Consider the following 22,728-nt stretch of genomic DNA (forward strand, 5'->3'; position numbering starts at 1 on the left):
TTGTTTTTAATTTACTTTTTATCTTTTTTGTCTTTTTTGTTTTTTTTCTTCGCTTCCAGCTCTTCCTTTACTTCTTCAATATCTTCTAAAGCATGATTTAATTGACTTAAAATTGTTCCGTCAGAAGTATCGTTTTTATAAACAAAAAAGGGCTGTTCTCCGTAATCTGTTAAAGCATTGGTGTACTCTTTTTTATTATCTCCAACATTAATTGAAAGTATTACTGGGATATACTTATGCCCATCCATTAATCGGTTACCAAAATTATCAGTAATATCTGGTAGTATTTTAACTGTGGCACTACCTGTAATAAATTCGTTTTCTTCATTTATAACATCATACTCTATATCCGCTGCTTTATAGCTTCCGGCTGGGACTTGTTCTGCCACACAGAGATTAAATAAAAATCTATCTGTAGAATCAATTATAGGTGGAAAAACTTCTGTTCCGAATCCCCCTTTAATTTGATTAAGACTATCTATTTCTGCTTGACAATTGGTTATTTTTTCTCTTATACTTAATAAATATTTATCCTCACCCTTAGAGCCACTAGGTGCATCCTCTCCAACTTCAATTGGGTTATTAGCTAGATATTGCTTTCTTGCTTTCATCTGAACTTTCAATAATGTCATTTGAGATTGTTTTTTAGCATATTGCTTGTCATGGTCACTTGCCATTTTCTCTAAATATTCAGCATATCCTTCCAAGTTATTGAGCCATGCCTGAGTAAGAAGCCCTTTAGTAAGCTTCTCGTCACTTGGCAAAAACATACAGCGATACTCTATATCTTCTACGTTAACAAAAGATTCTTGCTTTACATTGAATTTTAACTCTTGAGGAGTAGAATCTTTTGGTACATCTATATCAAATGCCTTCTCTAATACTGTTGTAAGCTTAAAAGTAGCCGAAGGTGCAGTTATATAATCATCAAAATTATTTATTGTTTTTTTATAGTCATCGTCAAGAATTGCATAGACGAATACTACATACTCCTCTCCTAGCTTTAATTCTTCCCCATCAGAATCATATAGCTCAGTTATAGATATAGGGATATCAAAAGTTGTGGTTTGAGGATTAGGTGGAGGAATAATAGGCAACCCTGCTGGTACACTACGATTATCCTTTTTATAATTTGCCTGTGCAGTATTAACAGTAAATGTAGATTTCTTATTATCCTTAACCAGCATTATGTAATAATTTTTAACTGGGTATGGGTTTAAAACCACATCTGTATCCTCATCAGTATCTGAAGATTTTTTAACATCTACACAATCAAACTGGGTGAACGCAGATTTGTATCTATTAAACAACACATTATAACTTATATTGGTTAAGTTAGACACTTGTAAGTCTAGATTGAGTTCTTCGTTATTTAGTTGATAAGCTTCAGTAGTAGCAATAGCTTCTCCAGTAACATCTTCTAACTCTCCTTCTGCTTTCTTTTCTATTACATGGGCTTCTGCTAAAACTTCATTATCCTTATCTACAGCTTCGGAAATTTCATTAAACTCACTTGTAACAACGTCTAGCAATGTCTTAATTGATGTATCTGTGCTTACAGCTTTTTCTTCTATAGATGATGCAGATATCTCAGCAGAGAGTGCAGAAGCTTCCATAGCATGTTGTGAAACTTTCTCAGCTAAATATGCTGTATCGTCCATTAAGCATTTTGCATACTGTGCTTCATCAAATATTTGCGAATTATAATCGGCAGCATTAACAATGCTAAAAATACTACCAGTATCACTTGCTAGTTTAGTTATGGCATTAGCAGCTACTTCGATATTTGCAGCAGAAACAGCTGAATTTGTAACTGATTGTGTAACAAGTGTATTTTCTACTTCTGCTGAAGCTACAACATTGGTAGATATATTGCTGTCTACAATATTAGCATGCTTTACCCTCTCTTTTTTGTCGTATTTCTCTAAAGCTAAATTAAGCTGTTCGGAAGCTGTTATTCTTGCTCCTTGAGCATAATATAGAGTGAACATTGAAGCATCTTTTTTGGCTTCTATGCTCTGTACTTCTGATTCCTGATCGCCCAACGAGGCAACAACTGTGGAATGTAAATTTTCGTTATAAGAACTCATAAAACTGTTTTTTTAAATTATTAATAGATTTTTGTTTTTCTGGTTTGTAGTTAATCGTTAACTTCTATCATTTTTAATTCTTGATATTAATTTCTCATTGGTTTTATATTTTAATATGGCCATACAACATGTAATGGTTTATCCATCCATGGGAATTTTATTATTGAAAATGAAAAAGGGGATTTATTTATAAGAATATCATATGCTCTCTTTTCTACTGTTAGTTCCCAAGCATCTTCTCTTTCTAACAACAATCCTGTTCTAATTATCCAATTCCCCCTAAAACCTTCTATAGATGAGTTTCCAATTGCTGACCAATGTTTTGTGACAGCAATTACTAATCCATCGATCAATTTTCTTTTATCATTAGGTATATCTATTTTGTCTAATACTGGTGTTTCAACACTTAGCCCACTAAGGACTTTATTGAGTATTAAGTACTGTTCTTCTGTTTTGCTAATTCCTGTTGCTACGTATTGTAAGTAGTGTACGGCTTCTAATTGAGAAGCTGTACTTAAAAATTTTCCGGCTTCTATAAGCCCTAGTCGTTCAAAAAGCAATGGAAAGTATGTGTTTATTAAAACCAACCCAGCATTGGTAATCGGAATAGCATTTTTCGGTTCTTCAAACTTTTTAACATGTGTTAATGGTATTATCTTATCTTGGCTTAACTTATAGTCTTCTTTCTCATATAATTTTGTTTGCTCTGCTTTGGTAATTAAATAAAATTCTGCTTGATAAGCCATTGGGAAACTTACAATGGTTGAAACAATACTTTTCTCAAAATCTACCATTGAAATTCTTCTTTTTACATTTAACTCCAATATCAACCTAGTCCAAACTGCATTGGGCATAACTTTGCCCCAATGCCCAGAAAGCCATGCTTCAATAAATATCTTAAAGATTATATTCTGTATTTGGTTAGAAGTTATTCCACTTATAGACACTAAACTTATAGCTTTATAAAAGTGTTCAAATTGTTTTATACTGTGCTTTTGAGTTGGGTTTAGTTTTATTATAAGACTGAATAGATTTTGAGTTTCAATTATATCTATTAACCTGAAAAATTTGGAATCAGAAACTGACCTATGTTTTAATACAGAAAATAGTACTAAAGGATAAGTTTTAACAAGCTTCTTTAGCAAATCATTTATTCCATATTTATTAATGGAAATATACCATGAAGGAATTTTTTCATTAACAATCAATGAGTAGCATAATTCTTCTAAATTATAGTAGCTATTACATCCTAGAAAGTTTTCTAACTCATTCTTAGCATTTTTTGTCTGTGCTTGTCTAAAAACACTATTCTTTGCAACCAAAATATTCTTTAAAACATGCGGTATTTTAATAAGTAATGTCTCCATTTCGGCATAAACTATTTCTGCCTCTTTATTAATATTAACTAAGGTTTTGTCCACAATTTCTTCTAGGTATACTTTGGCATTAACATCTGACTTTAAAGCCTTTACACAGGCTTTCCAATAATTAAATTGTTCAACTTCTCTTAACTCTCCATCAACTAATTGATTACTAAGATTTTCTAGTATTGCTATGCTTTTTATTACTTCTTTTGATTTTGATTTTGATTGAGCTCCATATATAATTGCTTTAACAAATTGCTGAAATGAAATTGATTGCATTAGGTTATTTAATTGCTTATCGGTAGTTTTATTAGCTTCTATAATTTTTACCACCTCATTTGGGGTTACCTCAAATGCAAGACTTAATAGTTCTTTTTCAGAATAGTCCTTCGACTTTTTACTAGAAGAATGAAAAAATGCATTTATTTCTGAAGTTAATTGTGATTGAGTTAATGTATTACCATTACTAAGTTTATAGGACCTTCCTTTTATTAAAGCTTCTTGATGCAAATCCTCAATTGAAAGGCTTTTTGGAAATGCATACATAATTGCTTTATTAAACAGATGTATCAATTGAGTAGTGTTTCCTAAATAGCTACTATAATCTATAACACAAACCCAAAATAGCTCTATAAGCTTTTGTTTTATTTCTTCTTTTGCTAAGTATTTATAATCATCTTTTAAATATTCAAAATATCTTTCTACTTGATTATTCATTACCAATTCTCCATCCTTAACCAAATAGTTTAATACCTCTTTATTCCTATTAGTATCTATTAATTCTGCATAAGTAAGTCTCCCATTTCTTATATTAGTCAAAAGCTTTTCTGATACTTCCACCTTTCTATTACCAACATTGTTCATTAATTTTAAAATGGCTTCGAAAACTGGTAGTTTATTGCTATCTATTCTACTTCTTAATTGAGAGAAAACAGTTTTACTAATTTCTAATTCTGGTCTTTTTGCATTTTCTGATGCCTCTTGGAATAGATTTAAAAATTCATCTTGATGAATTTTTTCCATATCAAAAATGTGTTCCTTATAAAGTAGATTCAGTAGCCTTGTCGCATCTAATTCTGGATTAAGTATAAATGCCTTTATACTCTGAGTTACCACAAAAATCAAAGTATCATTACCAGTCTCTTTTATGGCATTTTTTAGGTTAAATATTAAATCTCTTATCGACCCTTCAGAAGAATTTAATAGTATATCTGTTGTATAAGAATCTAGAACTAATGATAGAAATTGGTGTAATTGTGTTTTATCTGACCATTGTAACAACGCCTTATATGCCTTTGTAGGATTAGCTACTACCCAATCAATAAAAGCTTGCTGTATAGACATTACAAAGGTATTATCTACTACTTTTTGTTTTGCTTTACCAAAATGTTCTAGTAAGCTTTTTAATTGTAAGTCAGAAGATTTAAACCCTCTTTTGTGAGGTCTATCATCAAGAAAAGCTTTCATAGTGCAATAAATGCTTACTGTAGAATCGCTCTTTAATAATGATGAAGACACATTAACTGCATTAAAGGCTTTATAAAATTGCTTTTCGGAGCTTTTATCTCTTTTTCTAAATTCTGTTAGAAAATATTTTAAAAACTCTTTTACATTAAATGAAGTTGACTTATGCTTTAAAGAATATTCTAGACCAATCTGCAAGAGTTTTTTTTGGTTAATTTTAATTTTTCCTTCTTGCCCAACTTCATTAATAAAATTGATGCTTTCTATTATAATATTAGATTCGTTATGAGTAATGGATTTTAATACTTCCTCTAAAGCTGAGGGGCTCAAATCATTTACTATACGTTGCCAAGAACTCTTAGAATTGTATACTAATCTTAGTGAATCAGCTAATTTTACTTTGTTTTCTTTAGATAATGCAATTATTAGTTCATTAAATTTTTCTTTTTCGGGTTTTGTTTTTTTCTTGTTGCTTCTGAGCATTCGTGTAAGAATCTCCCAATAGTTAGTAACATCAGTACTTTTACCTTGCTTTTGCCTTAATAGCGCATTCTCTTTTACCAATTCTTTTAATACAATAACAAAATCTGGCTTTATAAAAGACATGTCCTTTATACTTTTAACAGCACTATCTATAGATTTTATGAGCGTTTTGTAATCAATGTTATAATGGTTTGCTACCTTAACTATACTGCTCTTTATAAAAGTCTTTTTATTAAATAATGTACCTCTCTCAACTAGGAGATAATCTAGAACCCAAAGCCATAAGTTTTTTCTAAATCCATCCGAACTCGCCTGAACTATTGGTTTTTTTTGTTGAATTTTTGTGAGCTCATTTGCAAAGTCAAAAATCTGTACATAATTACTTGGCTCTAGACCTTCAATAATCATTAATAAGTTTTCCTCCTTAATCTGCCATGCGATTCGCTTTCTTACATTTTCATTTACTCCTATTTCTTTTATCATTCTATCAATTTCTTTCTTATCATTCTTTAACAATGAAGAAAGAATTTGGTTCACAGATCCATTTTTAGACTCATAATTCCATGGCATATAACCTTGTATCAAAAAGGTTTTAATTAGCTCAATTTTAGAAGTGTTTGCATAAAGTATTTTGAGCTTTCTAGAACCTCTATTAGATTCTAACAATAGATTCCCTAACTTTTCTTGTAAAGCTTCTTTGAGTTTTTTTGATAAACTGTAGTTAAGGTTTTTATAATTTACAACACCCAAGTCCAATTCCAAAGAATCTATTTCCCACGTTTGTTCTTGTGTACAAGCCTTATCAAAAATGCTATTAATTTCCCTTGGCATATAGTTTTTGCTCCATGAACTCAATTGACCCTGAAACTCATAGGCAGTTTCCTTCTTATCAAAAGAGGTATCCCATTTTAGCCTAGAAATTATATGTGTATAGCTTTGGGTCATTTGCTTTTAGAGTTGTTTTTAATAATTTGCTTGACTAATTTTCGTGCGTTCTTAACCAATATCTTTTGTTTTATTTTTTTAGCCTTTTCTTTAGTAGATGCAGGGTCTTGGTAGATTAATCTATTATGCCATGCATTAAAGAGCAAAATCACAACCCATAACTCAATTGCTGGCAAATAATGACGTCTAAATTCAATTTGTACAGGACCAGAGCTTTCAAGAAAAAGTCCAAGACGGTCTTTAAAATTGTCATTATTAATAGTTTCTATATAATCGGGAAAATATATATCTACTACATTATTAAAATGAGGGTTTTCTAAATACGTGCATATATCCTTTCCCCAATCTGCTTTTATTGCATGCAAATACTCAGATGTATTTAATGGCTGCTGAATCCAATTTTCATCCCAAGGATATGCTTCTATCTGCTTTAATTGATAAAGCTTTCCATCAATTTTTAGAACTGAATCATTTAATTGATTTTTAATTGTTTTGGTATTACTCGTATTGAGCCAATTATGAATTCGCATGGCATCTTCATACTTTAGATCTTTTGCTGTTGTCCAATAACATTTTCTATCTTCAACGTTTTGAATAATTGTGGCACGAAATTTAGCAACCTGAAACAATAAATTAGTTTCGATAAGAATGCATCCTTTACGTTTTTGTATAAGCCATTTTGCTTGCTCTATCTCTAAATCTGAAGCTTCTATGCTATTTTTTGTCTTATTAGAAATACCATATTTTGGATTTGTTATAAAATCACTATACAAACTTTTTAAACCAAACAATAGGCTTAACTTTAATTCAATAGCAGAGTAATTAAGAAAGTCATTAGAGGATAACTTTTCAAGGTTGTCTACTTGTTCTGAGTTGAAAATAAAATCATTTGTAAGTTCTATTTCTTCAAATTCTTCTTTTTCAGGTAAGGTAATCTTATCGGCTCCTTTAAAATTATATGCTTTTTGTCTGTAATACGATAGCAGTCCTAAATTTTGTAATAATAGACTTTTAAATATTACTTGATCTTGTGTCTTATCTCCTGTGTATTTTGACCCATCTATAATTGCGTCGATAACCAAAGGAGATTCTCCATGTCTTGCCAAAAGATGATTTAGTATTTCATTTCGTCTCGAAAAACTTATTTCATCATCTTCTATATAATTTTTGATTCCCCATATATATGAATTATACGGATCCTTGATGTAATCTTTCCAACTTCTCTTATCTAGGTCTTTCTTTGAAATATATTTTACAGAAAAATTAAAAATATCATTGCTCTTAAGTAATGGTTTTATTTGTGGAATATCATATAAAGATTGATAAAAATACGTAGGAGAAAATGACTCAAATGGTACGGGATAAGAGCCTTTCATCTTTTGAGGATCATTATTTGTATTATAAAAGGTATTACTATCTGAAGGGTCTCCAGTCATTGTATTTTTAAATGAAAAGAGCTTACTAATATTTGCTAATTGAGAAAATTGATTGGCTAAAACCTGATCTACCAAGGTTAAATAACCCATTAATTGCCTTGATTGTGCAATTTGATAATTAGAAGCACCAGAATCTATTGCATTAACACCTACTCTATAGATTTCTGGCAACGTGTTTTGTATAGAATAATAATTATTAATATCTCTATAAGTTCCTTTAGGTAAGTCTGGTCCTAAACAAATTGCGCTTACAGATTTAAGCTCTACATTAGTTTCTAACTGATATGTTTTTTTAGCTGTCTCTATCAGTTCTTCTGTGACCTGGTCTTTTATATCTTTTCCATTTCTAGAAATCTTTAGTCTATTGGCATTTACTGATTCTATAATATCAATATTAACGACTTGGTTATCTAGGCTATTAATTACTGTAGAATCCTTTGTGTTATAAAACTTTAGTTGAGATATAACCTCAACACCATTTACCGAAGTCATCAATGCATTTACTTCAGTAAGAAAAACTTTGTTTTTTTTAGGCTTAATATCTTGTGAAAGTATCCATCCATTTTGAAGTATTGGCCCATTAAAAATAGTATTAGTAGGTATACCCTCTTCTTTTAATTTATCATATCCTTTTTGCTGAACATTTGAAAAGATATAGTTATCTAGTTTTACCTGTATCTCAGATAGGAGGCTCTTTACATCTATGTCCTTACCTATATCAATTTGTCCACTTAACAAAACCTCTATCTTTTCTAGAGGATTAACAACAAATGTTTCACAAAGGTTTCGAGAATTATTTAAAGTATAATATGCAGTTTTACATATAGACTTAATAATTTCTATATTGGTTATAGATTTATCAATATGCAGATAAACCATATAACTAGATATACTAGATTTTATAGGAACTATAACTGCATTTGTAACATAATCAACTCTATCAATAAGGTACTTAATATAATCTTCAATAGAAATTGGTGAGGTAGTAAGGATATTTTCTGGTAAATAATATTGATTCTCTATAACGAGATCACCATTTACTGTTGTTAGAATATCTTTTACAGGAAAATCATTACAGTATCCTAATTCGGTTAGTGCATAGCATATCTGGTCTAGTATAGTAACACCTGGATCACTTGGATTTAAATTAGTCCATTCGTAATCACTTACATCTTGAATCAGTGCTAACCCTTCTTCTCTCAACAACTTAAAGTTTTGAGTGATTGGGAGCTCTTTATTTACAATATAGCTAGTAGTCACTTCGATCATCTGTTATAAGTTTTAGAATATTTGAAGTTTCCTTAATATTATGTTGTGCAGATGGCACAAACAATGTTGTTGAACCTACTGGAACTATAAAGCTTGCATTATGCATGGTATTATTACCATTAAAAACCGTTTCTAATTGAATATTATCTACACTATCTACACCATCAAATTCATTAATAATTTTAGCAATTTCTGAAGTACTTAAACCTTGATCTATTTGAACCTGTGCACTGTCTGTTGAAATCCAAGGTGATAAATAAAGCATCAAGCCTTGATTAACTGCTTTCATAACACCTTCAAATTCAAATCCTTGTTTTACCGAAATCATTGCAATTACAGTAACAAATTCTAATAGAAAGTTGGAGACTTCTATATTAGATAGTCCTGAGGCTCGCTCTACCAAAAAGTTTTTTATTGAAGTTTCTCTACATACATCAACTAGTGGCATAAACGCATTAGATGATTTATAATTATCTACCTTCTTTACCAGATATACATTAGTTGTATTGGTTGTTTTTGAGTATGAGGTTTTGGAATAGTAAATGTCATTGAAATTCTCCTTGATTACATTGAAAAAATCTGATGTACTTACTACTCGGTTTTTTGTTTTGAGCCTTGCACTTATTCTTTGATTGGCTACTGTTTCGTTCTCTGCTGGCTTACCACCAAAAGAAGGAAAGGGTTGAATAATAGATGCTATTTCTGGAATTCCTTCTAGTGGCCCCAAAATCGAATCACTTTCTAATTTTGGTATCTCAGTATTTTCTAAATAATCGTCACCACTTCGTGTTAATCTAAAACCGTTGGTATTTAAGTATGCGGTTTGTGAATATAAATCTAGATCTCCACTAACAGTAATAGACAACCAATATTTATCTTCTGGCATGTAATAACTAGCAGTAGAAATATTTTCTGGCACATTTAGCTGAATAATACCTGAGCAACTAAAATTCTTAGTTCCATCATAGAGTACTGGTAAGTTGTTCCAATTTTTTTCTTCCATATAGGCATAACCAACTTCTGCATCCTCTAAAGTCATGGATTTGGTATAGTTTCGTACAAGTTCAAAATACATATTCAACTCTTCTGGAGTAATCAAACCTTCTAATCCTAAAAGCAACGTTCCTTCTCCTTTATAAGCTGGATACAAGGATATGCCCCTGTTTTTTGGAATATCCTTAGTTATTATAGGTGTGGCAAGCTGATACGTATAATCTGGAATAGACATAGATTGATTGCACACTAAAAAGTTTTTAAACGGTGTATAGTAATAGCATTGATAAGGATACATTTCTTCATCTTGCTCATTGAATTTATAGGTATGAGTAGCACTATAATTTGCTGTAAAAATTGTAACTTCAGGGATAAATGGTGGGTTAGGTGCTAGTAATAGCTTTTCGTAACATTCATCGGCAATGTAAGCAGCATTCTTAATAGCTATAAAAGAAACTACTTGAGCATATATATCGTTTCCAAATCCATATTCAGGTTCTACTAGTTGTATCTTCATAAAACCAGAAGTACTTGCCTCGGTATACTCTAACTCTGTTTTTTGAAGGTTAGGGTATGGTTTTATATTTGATGACTTCGAGGAATTATATTCATATCGAAACTTACTATTACTATCTGACTCAATCACTTCATCAACAACACAAAATAGCTCTTGTGGTGTAATTTCGTCACCTTCAGTATTTGTATCTGAGTTTAGCTCAGAATTTTCAGTTTCAACTTCTTCATTACAACCAAATTTAGGCATGGAAAATTGCGCCCAAACTCTATTTTTCAACCATTTAAATTCTACCTGAAAGGATTTATTATTATAATAATCACAATCTGGACTATCAGGAATTGTACATTTTGAAGTTGTATTAGGCGTGAAAAGATTAATGATAAACCTAGCAATTCTTGTAAATAATGAGTCGGTAGTAGTTTCCTCATTTTCAACATTAGAAATTTTAGCAATGTACTTATTATAAGCATCATAATACTCCTTAAAATCTTGTGGCAAATTATCCCAGTCTAATTTTATTTCTAAATATTTTAAAGGTTTGCTAAAGATTTCAGAATTACCAATAATAAAGTTGCTGTTAAGATTTGGAGTTGGTCCAAAAAGTTGAAAAGGTGCTTCAGTACTTAAAGCACCAAAGTCATTGTATAATTGAAAGGTCCTTAATTCTTTAACATTTACATCAATTTCCAAGGATGTCATTATTGGAGGAGAGTCTAAATCTTTAAACTCGTTAAATTCAACTTTAAATAATGGCCATTCGCTAGAAAGTCCATCTGGATTTTCTTCAAAAGATTCTATAGCAGGCAAGTTTGCATCTAATTCTATTGTCAATTTTATTTTAGACTCATTAGATTCTTCATTCATCATTGCTTTTGTATACACATATGATATAAACGAATTATCTATTTTTAACCAAACATCCTTTGTACTTAAGTAGATATTTGCCTTACAAAATGTACTTAAATCAACATAACTACTGAAAGTAAAAGTTATATTAATAGATCGTTGTCCTTCTCTTAAAAACAAAATTGGCGATGCAAATGCAAATCCTAAGGTAACTGGTTTCTCCTTTTTTGGCTCTTTTTCTCCAAAGGTGCTCCATGTTTCGATTTCGCCATTTTCTTTACGATGTACTTCTGTTGGTGATTGAATTTCTTTTAAATAAAGAGATTCAGTATTTTCAGTTTTATTTTCTGCTTTAAAGAGGTTTAATGTTGTAGTTATTTTTGCAGGATTTAGTGTTACATCTGTATTAGATTTAAATACTATTGGGTTTTGACTTGTATCAGTACCAGCATCAAACAATATTTTTTTTGGCAATTTATATATTGCTTCTGTACCTGATAATTCAGCACAAGCATATACTTGGTCTGGTATTGCCTTCTCTTGTGTTTGTTTTAAGATATTATTATAGTAAAACTCTAAATGCTTTTGCGAGATTTTATTTAGTTGGTTTTGCTGAATTTTTAAGAGATTAATAAATGTCCTTAACAATATTGTATCTGGATACTTACTCTTTCTTACCTTTTGACTATCAAATTCAACAAGGGCATAATCAATAATTTTTCTGAGGAAAGGAAATAATTGATCACCAACCACCTGTATGCCTTCAAATACATTACAAGCCGAAATTTTAGACAAATCAAAGGGCTTATCCTTAGCCATATTTTTATTTAATCCTAAGATTTCCCAATAAGGTCCTTTGTTTTTGCCTTGCTCCCATAATTTACCTTTAAAGACATCTCTTACATTACTATCTACTGGCTCTACATTTTTTATTATAGGTACTATACTGAGCTGTTTCTGAAATGTTAATAAAGCCCACAAATAAGTGCCATAATTATCTTTTATTTCGTCAAATAAATATGTTTTTAACTCATAGTAATTACTAGAGCGTTCCATGTAATATGCCCATTTTTGGATACTTAAATAAATACCCGTTAATTGACCAAAAAGCTGATTTACAGAATTTGTTGCACTATAATCATTAATTTTATTATTACATCTCTCTTTATTCTTCTTGGTTTTTTTATATAAATTTTGCTTTAATTTAGAACATGTACTTAGATATAGGCTGTGTATGTTTTTAAAATTGGTCGCTGAAATTAACGCTAGTAAGAAAATTGGGTCTTTAAGCAAAAATGGTGTCCAATCTCCATATTTATTGTTGTCGCGATCGTAAAAATTAATGAGAGAAGCAAAATTGGCCATAAAACCAAGCATATCTTGTTCTGTCCTTCCATCTATAAGAGTAGATTTAGGAGTCAGGTAATTACGCTGAGATTTTAAAGCATTATCTTGATTAATCTTGTTCACTTACGATACTTTTAAATTTGTACCCTCATTTATATAAAATGGGAATACGTAATTATGTCTTGTATTGGTCTGGTTAAATACATAAGTGATGAGGATTTCTATTAAACCATTTAGTAAATCTGAAAAGCTAACCTCAACCTCCAAGACCTCAATTCGTGGTTCGTTATTTAATAATGACTCCATCACAGTATCTTTAATTTCTCCTTTTAAGGTTTCATCCATTTTCTTAAAAAAAAATTGATGCAGACCAGAACCAAATTCAGGTTGCATATAACGTTCACCCATAGCTGTAAGAAGTATAATGTCTATAGATTCGTTAATGTTCTCTTCGTATTTTGTAAGGTTTAAGCTATAGTTTCCTGCAGAAAATGTAACTGGAAAAGACCAACCAGAACCCAAAAATTCTTTTTCCTTATAATTCATCTTTTCAACCTCCTATAATTACGTTCATTGCTCCTAAAACTATCTGTCCTCCATGTGCAGTAGTATCTCCCATTCTAGCCGCTGGCATTCCTCCGATCATAACTGTGGCCGAACCTTTAACAATAGCATCTGGTGGTCCTACACATATAAGCATATCACCAACTCTTGCTGCTGGTAACATTCCTATTAAAACATTTGGCATACCTGGCCCAATTACTGGTCCTCCAACATGAGGTATAGGCACTAAAGCTGGTGTTTGCATTGGGCATGTATGTAAATCTGTTAATCTGGCTGCTGGTGGCATATTTTTTAGTTTATCATTATCATTGCACTCTTTAATGCTAGTTGAGCTCCACTATTTATTTTTGCAGTCATTCCTCCTTTAGCGGTATACTGCATCTTTGCATTTTCTTTAATATTTACCCCATCAATAGAAACATCTCCTGAGGCCGATTCTACCTTCACTCCCATTTTCCCTTTTAATGTTAACTTTTGTCCAGCGTCTACATCTATGTTCTTTGAACTTTTCATCTTTATACCATTACTAGACATTTCTATACTATTACTATTATTATCTTTTAAGGTGATCTTTCCATCTTTATCGCTAAATATGATTGTGTTTTTCTTTGGTGTTTCTAGAGTAAGTATTTTGTCCTTATCATTAAATTCTATAAACATTCCAGATTTAGAAACTATAGCTTTTAATGGATTATCTTTTTCTGGTTTTAATGTCTTATAAGGTTTGTTCTTTGATGAGCTATAAATACTTCCTAGAATTATTGGAAATCTAGGGTCTTCATTTAAAAAACCTACGACGACCTCATCTCCTATCTCAGGTAGAAAAAAAGCTCCTGCACCATTAGTGGAATAGAAATTGGATAATCTTGCCCAAATACCTTGTCCTTTTTCATCAAACACAGGGATATCGACTAAAACCCTAAATTGATTATCTGGATCTTCATTCATCTTTTTTACAGTTCCATTAAATAATCCACTTGCTCCAGGAATAAGGCCTGAGGTAGGCGGAGCCATAACATCAGGCTCTTCTGTAAACCATACTGGTGATAAACCAATAGTTGCTTCGGTAATCCAATTACCTTCGGAAATATCATGAACAATACCAGAAATTAAATGATCTCCATTGAAACGATCTCCTAGCCCTTCTAACGTTAAATAACTACCAGGATTTATTTGTTTTCCTTGAAATTTAACCTCTCCCTGAATTTTTGAATAATCACTTTTAACTAATTGAGCTTTTGTCCAATTAGTCAAATCATTCTTTTCTAAAGGAGCCGTAGTTTGAAGTTCATAGTCTGGTAGTTTAACAACATCTGCCAATTTTTTAGAGGCTAAGTTTCCAGGCCCAGAGTAATTGTTCTTGGTTTCACTAGAAATAAGTTTTTGTGTTTTATAATCCCAAGCATTTGCTTTTACTGCTGTTAATTGAGTTATTGAATTAAGATCAGCATTAAACTCTAGCAGATTGTTTCCATATAATACCTTCAATACAGGTGATTTATCCGCATCTGGTTTTTTAATAGATATTTTTCCATCTAGGGTTGTTACAATAAGACCGTTTGCTTCGGATCTTGTAAGAATGAAATCCCAGTCTGTAACATAGTATTGTATTTGTTCTGGCCAAGTACCTGAAGTAGCACTAACATTGGCTTTTAAGCCAGAATATGATTTAATAATAGAAGACATTATATCACTATCCTTCTTTTTGGTATAAGTTTTACATTTTCGGCCTACAATCATTTTTATAGCATCATCTCTACACTCTACCTCTAAAGCTGATCCAACAGTATCATTTACTTTAATGTTTTGCCCTGTAATAATCCCTTTAAATATTGTTTTATTCTCAGTATCGTAACCAGCCTCAATTGTTATTTCTTGACCAGGTACAAATGTTTTTGAAGAACTTCCTAAGAATGTCCCATCAGCAGCATTTCCATCTAAAATGGTAACCTTTGCTAGTGGAATTTTATTAACAAATTTCTCTATATGAATAGAATACACCCTTTTTTCATCAGGAATAACTTTTCCAGCAACTTTTACCTGAAAACTAACTAAGCCTCCACAATTTATGTTCGATGAAGCACTCATGAAGCTGGTTGTATTATTGGTGGAAAAATCAACTTTTCACCAGATGATAGATGTCTAAACTTATTTAGGTTATTAAACTTAGCTACTTGTACATAAAAAGATTCATTGCCCCATACTTTTCTACATAACTGAGGTAAATTATCACCTTCTATGACTGTTACTATATGAGATAAATCTGGAGATTGTTGTTTAGCTTTTTTCTTTGCTGATTTAGGAGATATATATTGACCAAAACTTAATGAAATCTTTGCCCTTAAAGGACTTCCATCTGGTTTAAATAAAGTGTATGATGTATCAAAACTTTTAAGTACACTTTTAAAAGTAATATTCTTACCCCATTGAATCTTAACATAATTTGGGCGGTGAATTTTTCCGTTATATGTAAATATTATTTTTTCGAGAGCAGCTATTTCTTTAGCCATATTAGTTCTCTTAGAATCTACTATTCCTGTGCAATCAATAACAATATCAAAACTAAGTTTGTCACTTGGTGTACTTTTATACTTTTGCGAAGTTGAACAAGTATCTAGTGCTTGCTGTTCATTATACTCAATATTACGTTGCCATTTTATTGACTCAGGATTAATCATAACAGTATATGGCTTACCTGGAAGAGCTGATTGAAACTCTTCATCAGTATATCCTGTTATTTTCATTAGTTCTAAGCTCGCATCCATAATCTTTATCTTTTATAATTATTTCGCCTTTTACTTTTTGTGATTATCCGTTTACACTCCTCTAGGAGTTGTCTTTTTAAATTGGTTATATCGTCCTTACTTATACCATTTTGATTATACTTGTCATTTGTGTTAACTTCCGTCTTAATTATTAATTCTCTAATTTCTATTGGCATTTTTTTAATAGGTTTTGAATCATTTTGTTTTAGGAATCTCGAAATATGTATAGGCTAATTCCATAGTTTCTATCACCAACTTGTTTTCATCAGATCTAAAATCTGAAACAGAATATTTAATCGGGTAAGCTTTATGAAATGTCCATGATGCAAGTGGTTCCTCTTCAGATTTCATTAAGCTAACTGTTACATCTTGCGTGTTAATTTTAAATGCTAATCCATCTTCTAGAGTATGTTTACACCAACTCGCTAATTTTGAATTTTTGAGTACTAAAGCTCTTTTCAATACTAAATTTTGACTTGAGGAAAGTGTAGGGAGGCGGTATTTAAATCGATTCTCCCCACCACACACGACCTCTTCAATACTTTGCTCTTTAGTAATCCCTGATACCTCTTGAAATGCAGCATCTTCACCTTTAAAAGAAAGTTGAAAATAGAAACTAACAGGATAATTACTAGCCGCCATTTGTTATAGTTAACTTTTCGTGTGCAATTTCTATAGTATCTATTGCAACCTCGTTTCCGTCTGATTTCAAATCTGTACTAGAGATTTTTGTTGGCCAAGCATTATCTAATTTCCATTGCATCGTAACATCTCCTCCTTCATCTAAAAGCTTAATTAGTACAGTACGTCTTTCTATAGTATTCATAGTAATTTGTGCATGCCAATCCCAAAAAATATTGTCATTTACAAACACGCCTCTTTTCATAGTTATGTTTCCGTACTTTACAATTCCTGGCATTTTTTCGGTAGAAAATTCTGGGCTATTGCTTTTGCGATATTCTATAATCTGATTTTCTACGTCCATTCCTGAAACTTCTTGAAATGCCACTCCAGTCATATCTGTTCCTAGATCTACTTCGAACCTAAACTTTGGCATGGGCCAGACAGCCCCTTCTGTACTTCCGTCTTCTACAGCCATAATATTATTTTTTTAAATATTAATTAATAATTTGTTTTACTTTACTTGAATTAGCTTGATTGAGGCATAAGCTGCTGGAACGTTAATACAATAAACTCAGCAGGTCTCACTAGTGCTACTTGAACAGTTACCCTCATATAACCCTCCAAAATATCTTGCTGGGTCATTGTTGTTCCTAGGCCACATTCTACTAAAAACGCATCAGATTCTGTTGCACCCATTAGTCCTCCTTGCTTCCAAATAGTGGTTAAAAAACTGCTAATCATAGATTTTACTGATTCCCATGTATTTTTAACATTTGGTGCAAAAACATAGGATTGGGCAGCAAGCTTACAAGATTGCTCTATCATGGTTACGGTTCTTCTCACGGAAATATATTTCCAGTCCAGACTGTTTCCATCTAATGTTCTTGCTCCCCAAACTAGAATCCCCAGTCCTCCATTAAAAAACCTAATGGCATTAACTGATTTTCCAGAGACAGCATCAACGTTAAGATAGCCTTGCTGAGTTTCTGATAATTTTATTGGTAAAGAAACTGCTCCAGTAATTGATGTGTTGGCAGGTGCAAACCAAGGTCCTTCATTATTATCTGTTCTAGTAATTACGCCAGCCATAGCTCCACTTGGAGGCAAAATGTTGGCTCCCATAAGGACATTATTCATAATCGATGAATAGGTTGTACTTGCAGTAATTAATGCATTATTATACTGTGTAGTGGTGAGTCCGCTTGTGTTGTTTTCTATATCTGCTATAATCGTTGCAACAGTTTCATCTGGATTCGTTGGAGGGTTTAGAATAGGCTCTAAAGATTTTATGTCTCCGCCAAATAAATTGGTATAATCCATATCTGTTGACTGCATTATTGTTGTCCCTATAAATGGGTAGTAAGCAGTACCAAAATCTAAACCTTCTGTTCCTGTATTGCTTCTGAAAGTTTCTATATCCTTCTCATAAAATAAAGGATCTGGATCATTTCCTCCTATAACATCAAAGATGCTAATAGCTGTTTGCATTTCAGAGGCTTGTTGTAACATTGCCTTCATCAATGTTCCATTATTGTCAACTGAAAGCAGTGTAGCTTCTGGACAGATATACATAGTTGGCTCTATCTCATTCTTTAATAATTCTAACCCTCCTTGCAGATCTCCTAAGGAGACATTTGGGTTAATAATCTGTTCTCCTGGGTCATCCATTGCTTTCTTTCCCGGGGTTCCATAGCTTCCTACAGAAACAATATAAGCAGTACCTCCTCCATTATCATAGAATAGTTTAACGCTATTATATAAATAGTAAATTGTACTAGGGTCTGGAACTAGAGAATAGTATTTATTGTTTACCATTACATAATTGCCTTTTTCTGGCTGTTCTTTTTGCTCAATGAGATAATACTCTGGTTTATATTGCTTTGCTGGAGGGCTTGGTGGATCTGGATCCGGAAAGCAATAAATGGCTTTAAATTCTGCAAATGAGCTAATTTTCGTTGCGACATTAGTATACGATTTCCCTTCGTACGAAGCTTGTGGTGTATATCCAATAAATGCTGGAATGGCTGTTTCTACAGCGACAACCGAATTGGGGAAAGCATTTATCTCGTTGATATAAACACCTGGAGATTTGATAGTTGATAAATTCATAAGATTTACATTATTATTTTATTATACATAGACATACATTGGTGATATCACCAAATTTTTATCATTCACTCTTTCAGTTCCAATTCTTGCTGGATCTGGATTTGGTAATCCTGAAAAAATTGGTTTATAAGTTGATTTTTTTTTGCTATTATTTGGCATGCTCTTAGAGTTTACCAAATCAAATTTATATTTAGGTTTTTGGCTTAAAGGGAGAAGGTTTTTACCAGATGAAAACAATAAAGCATCTTGCCCATTTTGAATGGTGACATTTTTTGCTACTTCAAATTGTATATCTGATTTTCCAAAGATGCTTGGATCATTAAAGACAATCTTACTTTTATTGATTATATAATATTGCCATTGTGTTGCTCTAGATTGAAAAATAATATCATACTCAATAATATCTCTAGATTTTTTGAGCGTAATGATATCATCAATATAAATCCTTAATTTGGCTAGAATTGAAGTATCAGTATTTTCTGATAGCTCACCTTGTAATTTTATAGTTCCATCTTGATCTTGGTTAGATATTATTTGGCTATTATATAATACGTAACCTGTCCAATCAATTGGAAAATCTGTGAAAAAATAAAACTTAGAATTATTAGTTCTTATGTCAAAGTCTAGATAAGTTGTATTTGCTTTATCTTTTATATAAGTCAGAATATCTATTAGTGAAAATTGGGTGTTAACAAATAACTTAAATCCATTAATATTCTTGTCAATCCCCATTCTATAACGCTCCATTAATTTCTTTGTCTCTTCACTTGGACTATAGGCTAAGCAATCGCAAATACTTTTATTGAAATAAGAGTGTAAAAACTGAATGCCGAATATTATTTTAAAATTACTTAAGGTCATGCACTTGCAGAATTTGAGTTTTGAGAAATAGACGGATCAAATGCATCAATTTCATTGGCATCTAATGTTACTAATCTTGTTTTGTAAATAACCGATGGCTGGTATTTAGCACCCATAGCACTCCATAGGCTGTGCATTTGATGATAACTTACATTTTCAAGTTCAAATTCTAACTTTCCTAACCCATCAGGAATATTTGAATTAGAAGAAGCACTTATGCATGGATTTGTTTGAAAAAACAGGATAGATGCATTCAAAAATTTTAGAGTTTCATTATAATCATCAAAATTAGAAGTGATTAATACATCTAAATTATATCTTTCGACTGGAGCTGACAATGAATAATTTCCATCTGGCAACTTATTGTTTCTTGTATAAAATGGTCTTAAGGTTTCTTTTTCTAGATTAATCAATGAGATAACAACCTTATTTTGGTTTATCTGGGGTATTGTACCATCTCCATCAATAATATTATTAATTAAGACCTTACTTTCTTCTAAGCCCATTTCATTTTTAAGAAACTGATCTAAGATGTCTTTTGAAAATTTTAATGCTTTATCAATCATTTTAGGACTATCAAATAATATAGTTACAATTTATCTTCTGTAAAGCTATCTAGAATTTGAATCACTTAGAATTTATACAGTATACAAATCATATACAGGTTTAAAAAAAGATATAAAACCGTAGACAAATAGTATACAGAACAATATTTATATTAAAAGCTAAGTCCTAAAGTGTTAAGAAACAATTGACTTTATATATGTTTGAAGATTTTGAGACTTAGCAATCTGTAATTTCCTTTTTAATCGGTACTTATGAGTTCTAACACTTTCTAGATTAATCCCTAGGACATGTCCAATGTCATTGTTGGACATGTTCATTTTTAGATAACAGCAATACTTAATATCCTTTGGAGTGAGCTCTGGGTGTTTTTGATTTAAATGTTTCAAAAAGTTTGGGCTTATTCTTTCAAAATACATTTTGAAATCTTCCCAATGTTTTTCGTCCTTTGTATTTACCTGAATAGAATTAACAATAGAGATTAACTTATGCCTAATAGGCTCATTTACATCTGAATATAATTCTTTTATTCGCTTCTTTATCCTATTAAGAGCTCCAGTTTTTTGGTCTAACTCCATTACATACCGACTTAAACTTTTGTTTTGACGCCCAAAATGTTTGCCTATAGATTGTTCTGCAAAAGATTGTTCTGTATTATAAGAATTCTGTTTTAGTAATAATAGAATAGAATTCACTCTAGAAACCAAATAATTTGGCTTTATAGCATTCTCAATAGGATGTGTTAGTACAATATTCTTAGGATTCCATTTCAAGAAATTACGCTCGTTCCGTCTTGTTAAACATAGAATTGGTATGCTAAGATTATTTATAAATGAAGAAACATTATTGATAGCTAATTGGTTATTTCTGAAGCTTATAATAATAATAGCTGGTTCAATCGATTTTATAATTCGTATTAAATCTGAAGTCCTGACTGATGTGACACAACTATAATTTGAAATAGTACTTAGACTATCTACTAATGTTAATAAAACATCTGTTTCATCACAGCCTACTAAAATAGTCTTATTACGCATAAATTGATGAGATCCCTTAATAGCAAAAAAGGTCAATCGAATTAAAGTTATGGGTCAACAAGCTTTAATTAAACTAAAAATGCTTCATTATTTCTTTTAAGGGAGAACACGTATATAACCGTATGAAGTAAATAAAATTAATGAAATAACTTGGATAATCAAAATAGGATATGAGTAATAACTAAAGTACTTCTTATATTTTCAACACTATTAGCAAAATGTTTACTATTACACTCAGTACATTCAGGTATTCTAAAAATAATGTCTAAAATAATTTGGATACATAAAATACCTTTAACCTGTTTATGAGCATTTAGAGAATAGCCTTTAAAAAACTCCATAATCTTTCGGCTATTTCATCAGGAAACAACTTATCATGTATGCCATATTCCGGAATGCCATTTCTAAATCCGATCATAATCCAATCTAGGGATAAGTAAGGGGTTTTCATTTCAACAGATAATCTCTCAGCCAATATGGTTTTTCCAGACCTAGATGTTCCACCAATTATATACAACATATTATAGTTTTATCTAACATAATTAATGATAGTAAATATTTAGAAGCTGCCTATTCAAGTATTTCTATTGATATAGTTTGATGTGGTTTGCGCTAGTTACTTTTCAATACAGAAAGTAACTTATCAGTATTCATAGACTTTCTCAGTAAAAGGGACAAATTTGGTACATCAAAAATGATCAAATTAAATACATAAAAAATATCTTACCGTTCATTATTTTATAAGGAATAAGAATTTAAATAGCCTCTGTTTGTAAAACCATATTTTCGGTAAATTGGTGCACCAAATTTAGAAGCTACTAAATGGATTTCATTACTATGATTTTTGAGTGCATTTGCTAACAAATGTTGCGTCATTTCCTTACCAAGGCCTAAACCTCTCGTTTGCTTTTTAGCTCCAATCATATGTAATCCAGAATCACCCTTTTTATCTAAGTATAGTATACCGCAACTTACAAATTGTGATTTGTACTGCCCTATAAATAATTGAGTATTTGTGTCTTGTAATAAATGAACTAAAACTGTTGGATGAATATTATAACCAAAAGCGTTTGATGCAATACTTGAAAATATATCAATTCCAGTTTCATCTTCTATCTTGATTATGTTAGGACTATCTTCAAATACCATTTTAGAAGATACATTAACTGACATGCCTTCTACTACAGATGTCATATTGAAGTGATTTTCAATTAGTATTTGATTGATAACATCATCTGCGTCTAAAGCAACAGTATTGGGTATATTATTTTTCAAAATTTCTGTTTTCAGTTTTATAATACTGTTGTTCTGAATATTAAATGTTTTTGAAGGCCAAGTACCTTGGCACGGTAAGAGTGTGGTATATCCATTATATTGATGAATATAGCCACCTACCTTACCTAAATTTGTCCAAAACTCAAATTGATGTTCTATTGATCTTGATTTCATA

At 31.3% G+C, this 22,728-nt stretch carries 17 protein-coding genes; all 17 read right to left on the reverse strand.

Going from position 1 to position 22,728, the window contains the following annotated elements:
- Positions 1-11: 11 nt before the first annotated feature.
- The 17 genes from Q0912_RS08405 to Q0912_RS08480 all read right to left on the reverse strand — a co-directional run bounded on the left by Q0912_RS08405 (position 12) and on the right by Q0912_RS08480 (position 22,727).
- The gene (locus tag Q0912_RS08405; protein ID WP_299114009.1) at positions 12-2,090 is read right to left on the reverse strand and encodes a hypothetical protein; all 2,079 of its coding nucleotides are present in this window, start codon (positions 2,088-2,090) and stop codon (positions 12-14) included.
- Positions 2,091-2,200: 110 nt separating this feature from the next.
- Complete coding sequence (locus Q0912_RS08410; RefSeq protein WP_299114011.1) at positions 2,201-6,346, reverse strand: contractile injection system tape measure protein; 4,146 nt, start codon at positions 6,344-6,346, stop codon at positions 2,201-2,203.
- A complete protein-coding gene (locus Q0912_RS08415) occupies positions 6,343-9,051 on the reverse strand; it encodes a hypothetical protein (protein WP_299114013.1) in 2,709 nt (902 codons plus the stop codon). Before Q0912_RS08415 ends, Q0912_RS08410 begins: the two co-directional genes overlap by 4 nt.
- The gene (locus Q0912_RS08420; RefSeq protein ID WP_299114015.1) at positions 9,032-12,877 is read right to left on the reverse strand and encodes a hypothetical protein; all 3,846 of its coding nucleotides are present in this window, start codon (positions 12,875-12,877) and stop codon (positions 9,032-9,034) included. The genes Q0912_RS08415 and Q0912_RS08420 overlap by 20 nt, the downstream gene beginning before the upstream one ends.
- A complete protein-coding gene (locus Q0912_RS08425; RefSeq protein ID WP_299114017.1) occupies positions 12,878-13,300 on the reverse strand; it encodes a GPW/gp25 family protein in 423 nt (140 codons plus the stop codon).
- 4 nt (positions 13,301-13,304) lie between these two features.
- Entirely contained in the window at positions 13,305-13,604 is a 300-nt protein-coding gene (locus Q0912_RS08430; RefSeq protein ID WP_299114019.1) for a PAAR domain-containing protein, read from the reverse strand.
- 5 nt (positions 13,605-13,609) lie between these two features.
- The gene (vgrG, locus tag Q0912_RS08435; RefSeq protein ID WP_299114021.1) at positions 13,610-15,406 is read right to left on the reverse strand and encodes a type VI secretion system tip protein VgrG; all 1,797 of its coding nucleotides are present in this window, start codon (positions 15,404-15,406) and stop codon (positions 13,610-13,612) included.
- Positions 15,403-16,083 carry a hypothetical protein gene (locus tag Q0912_RS08440; RefSeq protein ID WP_299114023.1) on the reverse strand — a complete coding sequence of 227 codons (681 nt, stop codon included), beginning with the start codon at positions 16,081-16,083 and terminating at the stop codon, positions 15,403-15,405. Before Q0912_RS08440 ends, vgrG begins: the two co-directional genes overlap by 4 nt.
- A 5-nt stretch (positions 16,084-16,088) precedes the next feature.
- A complete protein-coding gene (locus Q0912_RS17490; protein WP_366125125.1) occupies positions 16,089-16,259 on the reverse strand; it encodes a DUF5908 family protein in 171 nt (56 codons plus the stop codon).
- Between the two features lie 19 nt (positions 16,260-16,278).
- Positions 16,279-16,725, reverse strand: coding sequence for a phage tail protein (locus tag Q0912_RS08445; RefSeq protein ID WP_299114025.1), 447 nt, complete (start codon positions 16,723-16,725; stop codon positions 16,279-16,281).
- Positions 16,715-17,182 carry a phage tail protein gene (locus tag Q0912_RS08450; RefSeq protein WP_299114027.1) on the reverse strand — a complete coding sequence of 156 codons (468 nt, stop codon included), beginning with the start codon at positions 17,180-17,182 and terminating at the stop codon, positions 16,715-16,717. The genes Q0912_RS08445 and Q0912_RS08450 overlap by 11 nt, the downstream gene beginning before the upstream one ends.
- 50 nt (positions 17,183-17,232) lie before the next feature.
- The gene (locus Q0912_RS08455) at positions 17,233-18,816 is read right to left on the reverse strand and encodes a phage tail sheath C-terminal domain-containing protein (protein WP_299114029.1); all 1,584 of its coding nucleotides are present in this window, start codon (positions 18,814-18,816) and stop codon (positions 17,233-17,235) included.
- Between the two features lie 21 nt (positions 18,817-18,837).
- Positions 18,838-19,677 (reverse strand): hypothetical protein, encoded by an 840-nt coding sequence (locus Q0912_RS08460; protein ID WP_299114031.1) that lies wholly within the window; start codon positions 19,675-19,677, stop codon positions 18,838-18,840.
- Positions 19,674-20,243, reverse strand: coding sequence for a DUF4255 domain-containing protein (locus Q0912_RS08465; RefSeq protein ID WP_299114033.1), 570 nt, complete (start codon positions 20,241-20,243; stop codon positions 19,674-19,676). Before Q0912_RS08465 ends, Q0912_RS08460 begins: the two co-directional genes overlap by 4 nt.
- Before the next feature lie 174 nt (positions 20,244-20,417).
- Positions 20,418-21,278 (reverse strand): hypothetical protein, encoded by an 861-nt coding sequence (locus tag Q0912_RS08470; protein WP_299114035.1) that lies wholly within the window; start codon positions 21,276-21,278, stop codon positions 20,418-20,420.
- Positions 21,279-21,591: 313 nt separating this feature from the next.
- Complete coding sequence (locus tag Q0912_RS08475) at positions 21,592-21,798, reverse strand: hypothetical protein (RefSeq protein WP_299114037.1); 207 nt, start codon at positions 21,796-21,798, stop codon at positions 21,592-21,594.
- A 218-nt stretch (positions 21,799-22,016) separates the two neighbouring features.
- A complete protein-coding gene (locus tag Q0912_RS08480; RefSeq protein WP_299114039.1) occupies positions 22,017-22,727 on the reverse strand; it encodes a GNAT family N-acetyltransferase in 711 nt (236 codons plus the stop codon).
- Position 22,728 lies beyond the last annotated feature (1 nt).

The organism is uncultured Winogradskyella sp., from assembly GCF_947498345.1.
GTDB lineage: Bacteria > Bacteroidota > Bacteroidia > Flavobacteriales > Flavobacteriaceae > Winogradskyella.